This window comes from Streptomyces spongiae (genome assembly GCF_009377185.1).
GTDB lineage: Bacteria > Actinomycetota > Actinomycetes > Streptomycetales > Streptomycetaceae > Streptomyces > Streptomyces spongiae.
Window position 1 is genome coordinate 1 of record NZ_VJZC01000472.1, and the last position, 7,919, is coordinate 7,919.

General features: G+C 70.8%; 7 protein-coding genes. 3 read left to right on the top strand and 4 right to left on the bottom strand.

Going from position 1 to position 7,919, the window contains the following annotated elements; translation table 11 throughout:
* The first annotated feature begins 36 nt into the window (after positions 1–36).
* Both FNH08_RS38515 and FNH08_RS38520 read left to right on the top strand, forming a co-directional pair.
* Positions 37–1,584 carry an alpha/beta hydrolase gene (locus FNH08_RS38515; RefSeq protein WP_152776175.1) on the top strand — a complete coding sequence of 516 codons (1,548 nt, stop codon included), beginning with the start codon at positions 37–39 and terminating at the stop codon, positions 1,582–1,584.
* A gap of 173 nt (positions 1,585–1,757) precedes the next feature.
* On the top strand, positions 1,758–3,308 hold the full coding sequence (locus FNH08_RS38520; RefSeq protein ID WP_152776176.1) for an alpha/beta hydrolase: 1,551 nt from the start codon (positions 1,758–1,760) through the stop codon (positions 3,306–3,308).
* A 71-nt stretch (positions 3,309–3,379) separates the two neighbouring features.
* Here the strand turns inward: FNH08_RS38520 and moeZ are convergent, their stop codons facing one another.
* From moeZ to FNH08_RS38540, 4 genes are all read right to left on the bottom strand, one after another.
* Positions 3,380–4,558 (bottom strand): adenylyltransferase/sulfurtransferase MoeZ, encoded by a 1,179-nt coding sequence (gene moeZ / locus FNH08_RS38525; RefSeq protein ID WP_322726171.1) that lies wholly within the window; start codon positions 4,556–4,558, stop codon positions 3,380–3,382.
* 63 nt (positions 4,559–4,621) lie between these two features.
* Entirely contained in the window at positions 4,622–5,383 is a 762-nt protein-coding gene (locus FNH08_RS38530) for a spherulation-specific family 4 protein (protein WP_152776177.1), read from the bottom strand.
* Entirely contained in the window at positions 5,371–6,330 is a 960-nt protein-coding gene (locus tag FNH08_RS38535; RefSeq protein ID WP_152776178.1) for an NAD-dependent epimerase/dehydratase family protein, read from the bottom strand. The genes FNH08_RS38530 and FNH08_RS38535 overlap by 13 nt, the downstream gene beginning before the upstream one ends.
* A 233-nt stretch (positions 6,331–6,563) precedes the next feature.
* Entirely contained in the window at positions 6,564–7,649 is a 1,086-nt protein-coding gene (locus tag FNH08_RS38540) for a hypothetical protein (protein WP_322726172.1), read from the bottom strand.
* Positions 7,650–7,727: 78 nt separating this feature from the next.
* Here FNH08_RS38540 and FNH08_RS52540 point away from each other — a divergent pair.
* A partial coding sequence (locus tag FNH08_RS52540; protein WP_228034618.1) for a hypothetical protein occupies positions 7,728–7,919 on the top strand: 192 nt, incomplete at its 3' end.

Here is a 7,919-nt window from a genome sequence, read left to right on the forward strand (position 1 = left end):
GAGCGCACCCAGCGGAGCACGGCCAGGATGGGAAGCATGCCCCTCCCGCCCCGGCTGCGCGCCGCCGCCCTGACCGCCACGGCCATGCTGCTGTGCGCCCTGCCGACGGGCTGCGGTGACGACGACGCCAAGGGCGAGGACCTGACGGACCAGAAGCTGAGCTGGAAGGACTGCCCGGCGCCGTCCACGTCCGAGGGCGGAGGGCAGGCGCCCTCACCGCTTCCGGACGGTGACGTGTGGCAGTGCGCCACCATGAAGACGCCGCTGGACTGGGACGACCCCGACGGCGACACGATCGGTATCGCACTCATCCGGGCGGAGGCGAGTGGCGACCGGAACTCACGCATCGGCTCCCTCGTCTTCAACTTCGGCGGGCCCGGCAGCTCGGGTGTCACCGGCCTGCCCGCCTTCGCCGACGACTTCGCGAAGCTGCGCACCCGATACGACCTGGTGAGCTTCGACCCGCGCGGGGTCGGCCGCAGCGCGGGCGTCGAGTGCGAGGACGCCGAAGGGCTCGACGAGTACCTCCAGCAGGACATGACACCCGACGACGACGCCGAGGAGGAGAAGCTGCGCGACAGCACCGAGTCGTTCAACTCGGCCTGTGAGAAGGAGTCCGGCGTGACGCTCCCGCACGTCCGCACCACGGAAGCAGCCCGCGACATGGATCTGATGCGCCAGGTCCTCGGCGACAGCAAGCTGTACTACTTCGGCATCTCGTACGGCACGGAGCTCGGCGGCGTGTACGCCCACCTGTTCCCCAAGAACGTGGGGCGGGCCGTCTTCGACGCGGTCGTCGACCCGACGCAGACCCCGGAGCAGGGCTCGCTCGGGCAGGCCAAGGGCTTTCAGCTCGCGCTCGACAACTACGCGCGGGACTGCGCCTCGAAGAAGGAGGGATGCCCCGTCGGGGACACAGCACAGGAGGTCAAGGACCGGATCGCCGCGTTGCTGAAGGAACTCGACGGCAAGCCGATCCCCGGCGTCTTCCCACGCGACCTGACCCAGTCGATCGCGACGGACGGAATCCTTCAGGCCCTGTACTCCAAGGACCTCTGGGAGTACCTGACTCAGGGCCTGGACCAGGCGTACCAGGGTGACGGCAGCCTGCTGATGCTGCTGGCCGACTCCCTGAACGGACGGAACGAGGACGGCGAGTACAGCAATCTCATCCCGGCGAACGTCGCCATCAACTGCGCGGACTACAAGCCGCGCTACACCGTCGAGGACGTGACGGCGAAGCTGCCCGAGTTCCGGGCCGTCTCCCCTCTCTTCGGCGACACCCTTGCCTGGCAGATGATCAGCTGCACCGACTGGGCGGTGCCCGGCGCCGCCGACCGCCCCGACGTGAGCGCGCCCGGGGCGGCGCCGATCGTCGTGATCGGCAACACCGGCGACCCGGCCACGCCGTACCAGGGCGCGAGAAAGATGGTGGAGGCGCTCGGTGAGGGGGTCGGGGTCGAGCTCACGTACAAAGGGCAGGGGCACGGCGCGTACAGCAGCGGCAGCAAGTGCGTGCGGAACGCCGTGGACGCCTACCTGCTGCAGGGAAAGACGCCTGAGGCGGGAAGCGTCTGCCCGTGAAGCAGCGCCGTCGCACGCGAGAACGAAGTGCGCGCACTTGCACTGCTCACCCACAAAAGCGCAGGTCACAGAGTTATCCACAGGCCGCCACGTCGCTCGCGACAGTACGCCTACCATGGCATGACTGTCATCCGCGGCATCCGGCGGACGACGAGGCGAGGGGGGAATGACGCATGGCGCGACTGGGACGGTGGACGGCTCTGGCCGCTGCCGCGGTGCTGATGGCCGGCTGTAGCGGCGGATCGTCAGAGGGCGGCCCGGACGACGGGAGGGACGACCCGGGAGCGTCGGCCTCGTCGTCATCGGGTACGTCATCGAAGCTGCCCGACTCACTCATCTCCCAGAAGCTCGACTGGGGACGCTGCAAGGCGACGGCGGACGGCCCTGCACCCGGCGGCGACTGGCGGTGCGCCACGTTGAAGACGCCCCTCGACTGGAACGAACCGAACGGGGAGACGGTCGGGCTCGCGCTGATCCGTTCGAAGTCGACCGGCGGCAAGGACGACCGCATCGGCTCGCTCCTGTTCAACTTCGGCGGCCCCGGCGGCTCGGGCGTCTCCACGATGCCCGCGTACGCCGACATAGTCAGCAGCCTGCACGAACGGTACGACCTGGTGAGCTGGGACCCGCGGGGGGTCGGCGGGAGCGAGGGGGTGCGCTGCCGCAGCGACAAGGACATCCAGGCCGCGGAGTCGGTGGACGCCACCCCGGACGACGCGGCCGAGGAGACGGCGTACCTCAAGGACGCGGCCGGCTTCGGGGCGGGCTGTGAGAAGGCGGCGGGCAAGCTGCTGTCGCACGTCTCGACGACCGACACGGCCCGCGACATGGACCTGATGCGCCAGGTCCTCGGCGACAAGAAGACCCACTACTTCGGCATCTCGTACGGCACGGAGCTCGGTGGCGTCTATGCCCACCTGTTCCCCAAGAACGTGGGCCGTCTGGTGCTGGACGCGGTCGTCGACCCGAGCGCCGACGCGGTGGGCCACGCCAAGAACCAGGCGCGTGGCTTCCAGCGCGCCCTCGACAACTACCTCAAGTCGACGGGCCAGGACCCGAAGGAGGGCACGCAGAAGATCGTGGACCTCCTCAAGCAGATCGACGCGAAGCCGCTGCCGGCGGCGTCCGGCCGCGAGCTCACCCAGACGCTGGCCGTCACCGGCATCGTCCTGCCGCTCTACAGCGAGCAGAGCTGGCCGACCCTGACCAGCGCGCTCAAAGCGGCCGAGGACGGGGACGGCTCCGAACTGCTGGCGCTCGCCGACGGCTACAACGAGCGCGACCCCTCCGGCCGCTACGGCACGACGGCACATTCACAACGGGTCATATCGTGCTTGGACCAGAAGCAGCGGCCGACCGCCGAGGAGACGAAGAAGCTGCTGCCCGAGTTCCGCACGATCTCGCCCGTGTTCGGAGAGTTCCTCGGCTGGGACACGGCGGGCTGGTGCCACGACTGGCCGGTGCCGGGCCAGTTCGACACACCCGAGGTGAGCGCTCCGGGAGCCGAGCCTGTACTGGTCGTGGGCAACACCGGGGACCCGGCGACGCCGTACGAGGGCGCGAAGAAGATGGCGGACGAGCTGGGCGACGATGTCGGTGTGGAGCTCACCTGGAAGGGCGAGGGCCATGGGGCGTACGGCAGCGGGAGCGACTGCGTCGACTCGACGGTGGACGCGTACCTGCTGAAGGGCACGGTGCCCAAGGACGGCAAGGTCTGCTCGTAGAGGAAAGGGGCCCGGCACAGGCAGTGCCGAGCCCCTCCATGGAAGGCGTGCGCCCAGTAGACCGGGTTGGCCTAGTAGACCGGCTTGTCCGGCTCGATCTGGTTGACCCAGCCGATCACGCCGCCGCCGACGTGGACCGCGTCGGCGAAGCCCGCCGACTTGAGGACGGCGAGCACTTCCGCACTGCGGACACCCGTCTTGCAGTGCAAGACGATCTTCTTGTCCTGCGGGAGGTTCTCCAGGGCGGAGCCCATGAGGAACTCGTTCTTGGGGATCAGCCGGGCGCCGGGGATCGAGACGATCTCGTACTCGTTGATCTCGCGGACGTCGATGATGTCGATGTTCTCGCCGTCGTCGATCCACTCCTTGAGCTGCTTGGGAGTGATCGTCGAGCCGGCGGCCGCCTCCTGGGCCTCCTCGGAGACGACGCCGCAGAAGGCCTCGTAGTCGATGAGCTCGGTGACGGTGGGGTTCTCGCCGCAGACCGCGCAGTTCGGGTCCTTGCGGACCTTGACCTGGCGGTACTGCATCTCCAGGGCGTCGTAGATCATCAGGCGGCCGACCAGCGGCTCACCGATGCCGGCGAGGAGCTTGATGGCCTCGTTGACCTGGATGGAACCGATGGAGGCGCACAGCACGCCCAGGACGCCGCCCTCGGCGCAGGAGGGGACCATGCCCGGCGGCGGGGGCTCCGGGTAGAGGCAGCGGTAGCAAGGGCCGTGCTCGGACCAGAAGACCGAGGCCTGGCCGTCGAAGCGGTAGATCGAGCCCCACACGTAGGGCTTGTTCAGCAGCACACACGCGTCGTTGACCAGGTAGCGGGTCGCGAAGTTGTCGGTGCCGTCGACGATCAGGTCGTACTGGCTGAAGATGTCCATCACGTTGTCGGCCTCGAGCCGCTCCTCGTGAAGGATCACGTTGACGTACGGGTTGATGCCCTTGACCGAGTCACGCGCGGACTCGGCCTTGGAGCGGCCGATGTCGGACTGACTGTGGATGATCTGGCGCTGCAGGTTCGACTCGTCGACCTCGTCGAACTCCACGATGCCGAGCGTGCCGACGCCGGCCGCGGCCAGGTACATCAGCGCCGGCGAGCCCAGGCCGCCGGCGCCCACACAGAGCACCTTCGCGTTCTTCAGCCGCTTCTGCCCGTCCATCCCGACGTCAGGGATGATCAGGTGGCGGGAGTACCTGCGGACCTCGTCTACGGTGAGCTCAGAAGCAGGCTCGACCAGGGGTGGCAGCGACACGGGGACTCCGTTGATCGGTCAATCACTACAGTTGTTCTCTCCGTAACACTGCCACGCCCTTTTTCATTCCGAGACACCCGGTCCAACAAGCGAGACGATGTCGTCCCAGTAGCCGGGCATGGTCTCCCAGGGATCGGTGCGGCCCCCGCGGTCCGTGCGGTCGGTGAAGTAGATCGTGGCGGCGCCCTGCCAGCGGGCGATGCGCAGGGCCTCGTCGAGGTGGCCGCGAGGTACGCCGTGTACGAAGTGACAGAAGCGTTCGGGCGGATGGTCGGCGGTCCACTCCGCCACCTGCGACCAGCGGTAGTCGCTCCAGGGCCCGGAGAAGGTGACCAGCTGATCGGCGTGCTCCACATAACCGGGGTACGGGTGGGTGCCGTGGCCGAGGACGATGTGTCCTCCGTCAAGCAGTTCCCGGAGCGTGGTGACCGCGTGGCGGACCTCGGGGAGAATCGCGCGCTCGGTGGGGCAGCGGTTCAGGAGGAAGCCGTCGACCCGGTACCAGCTGAGATACCGCTGCGCGTCGAAGAGCAGATCGCCCCGCGCGCGTGCGCCGTACCTCGCGTCCAGATGCCCGAGGACGCGGATGCCCGCGTTGCGCAGTCGACCGGCCGCCTCCAGACAGCGCGGGTCGGGTCGCGTGCCGGGCCCGCCGCTCGCGTCGCCGCTCACGTTGAGGACGACCCAGTGCAGAGGGGTGCCGGGGCGGGTGAGTTCGCCCCACTCCATCGGTGCGAGAAGGGGGTGCGCATATCCGGGTATGCCGAGGCCGAGGACCGCTCCGGTGCTCGCGGTGTCGGCGGCCGTACTGGTCAGATACGGCATGCCGCCTCCATCCAGATGTCGGCGAGGGACTCTTCGAGGTTGATACGGGGCCGCCAGCCGAGCCGGTCGCGGGCCGTCCGCACGTCGGCCTGCTGCCAGCTGCCGCAGCCGTCGGGGTACGGGTACGCGACGGGGCCGGTGTGGTCCGGCTCGGGGCGGGGGTGCCCGATGGGCGGCCTGACGTGGCCGGGTGGTCCGTCGAGTTCGTGGAGGGAGCCGCCGTAGCCGGCCACGCGGGCGAGGACGGCGGCTGCGTCGCGGAGGCGGACGGCGCGACCGGAGCCGATGTTGATCACGCCCTGGGCGGCGGAGAGCGAGGCGGCGTGGACGGCGCGGGCGATGTCGCGGACGTCGATGAAGTCTCGCTGGACGCCGAGGCCGCCGAGTTTGAGTTCTCCGTCGCCGGACTGCATGGCGCGGCGCATGGCCTCGGCGAGGCGGCCGAGTGGGGAGCCGGCCGGGGTGCCGGGACCCGCGGGTGAGAACACGCGCAGCACGACGGCGTCCAGTCCGGAGCCGAGGACCAGTTCGGTGGCGGCGAGCTTGCTCACCCCGTACGGGCCACCGGGGCGGGGCACGGCGTCCTCGGCGGTCGAGGAGCCGGGCTGGCTCGGGCCGTACTCGGCGGCGCAGCCGATCTGGACGAGGCGCGCGCCGCAGCCGCTGCGGCGGAGGGCTTCGCAGACGGTGGAGACGGCGACGGTGTTGTGCCGGATGAGTTCACGGGCACCCCCGCGGGTGGCTCCGGCGCAGTTGACGACGACTCCGGGGTGGACGGCGTCCAGGAAGCGGGTGAGCGCGCCCGGGCTGCCGGTGGCGAGGTCGAACCGTACGTCGGCGTCGTCGCCTCGGCCGAGCGCGGTGAGCTGCACCGCCGGGTCGGCGAGCAGGCGGTCGGCGACGAAGCGGCCGAGGTATCCGTTGGCTCCGATCAGCAAGACCCTCATCGGGCGGCTCCCGGGGCGGATCGTCCGGTTCGGGAGGTGATCATCTGGCGTTCTCCTTGTGGGGTTGCCGTGGATCGGCGTAAGGCCCGCGGTGTCGGCCCCGCGGGAGGGATGTGCTGAGGACTCGTCACTTGGCTTCGGGTGGGTCGGTCACGGCTCGGGGTTCCTCCGGTGGTGTGCCGTGGGCCGGGCGTGGTTCACGAAGCGCGGCGGAGCCGGCGAGGCGCCGGGGTTCACGGTGCTCCGGAGGGCGCGGCGTGAGCGGAGGCCCGGGTCAGGGTGCGGGTGGAGTGGATCAGGAGGGTCAGGGCGGCGAGGCCGCACGCGAGACCCGGCACGGCGCCCGGCCCCGCGGCACCGACGACGGTGTCGACGGGGACGGCCAGGAAGGAGCAGCCGGGCAGACGGCTCGCGAAGACCGCGGCGAGGGCGATCACCTCGATGCTTCCCGCCGCACCGAGGGCAAGGACGGGAGCGCGGGTGAAGCCGTGTGCGCCGAGGAGGCGGGCGAGCAGGAGGAGCGCGCCGAGGGACCCGGCTGCGGCGTACGCGGCGGGCTCGTCCAGCGCCGCGCCGCACAGGGCGAGCAGCGCGGCCAGCGCACAAAGGAAGAGAGCGAACACCATGAGGAGCACGGGGCGTACGGACTCGGCGAAGTCGGCCAGGCCACGGCTCGCGGCCAGTTTGCGGCGGGCGCGTACGGCGAGGAGGTGGGCGCACCACGAGGCCGGCGCGAAGGCGAGGGCGAGAGCCAGGACGGATGCGGTGGCCAGGGGCCAGGGGCCGGTCGGGCCGCCATCGAGGCCGGCGCTCAGCAGACCGTCGCCCAGGCCGGCGTACACCAGCAGCCAGCACGTCCAGGCACCTGTGCCGTTCGTCGTGTCCGGCGCGGTGTGCAGCGGGCCGCGTCGCAGCGCCAGGCGTAGGCCCAGGAACACGGCGAGGGCGCCGGCGGTGGCGATCACGAGGCGGGGCCGGCCGTCGGTGATCCGTACGCCGAGGACGACCGCCGTGCACAGGGCGCCCGGCAGCAGGGCGAGCGCGGCCCACCAGGCGTGTGCGCCGGGCGCTTCGGTCACGGCGTGCTCCGTTGACCGTGTCGCCGCGTCCCGGGGCACGCGCGCGTACATCTCCTCGGCCAGGGAGAACACGTCGCGGTGGCGGTAGCGGGCGGCGGTGCGGTCGGTCACGCCGTGTGCCTCCAGCCCGGCCGCGATCTCGAGCGGGTCGACGGCTCGCTCGCAGAGTGCGCGGTGGTGGTGCATCAGCGCCTTGACGGGATCGGCGCCACCTCGCCGGGCGGGCGGCTTGCGGCCCACCGCCGGGGCTGAGGGAGCGGCCTGGGAGGAGGGCTCCTGGGAGGAAGGCTCGGAGGAGGGTTCAGGGGAAGAAGGCTCGTGGGAGGGCTCATCGCGCCGGGGTCGCCGGTCCAGCGGCTCTCTCGGATCGCTCAAGGTGTCTCTCGGCTCGCTCATCGCGCCGCCTCCCTCGCCGGGACCGGCTCCTCGGACACCGCCGCGCCCGAAGCCGTCGCCCCCACCGAAGCTGCCGCCCCGACCTCGCCCGAAGCCGAGGTCGGCGCCGTGGCC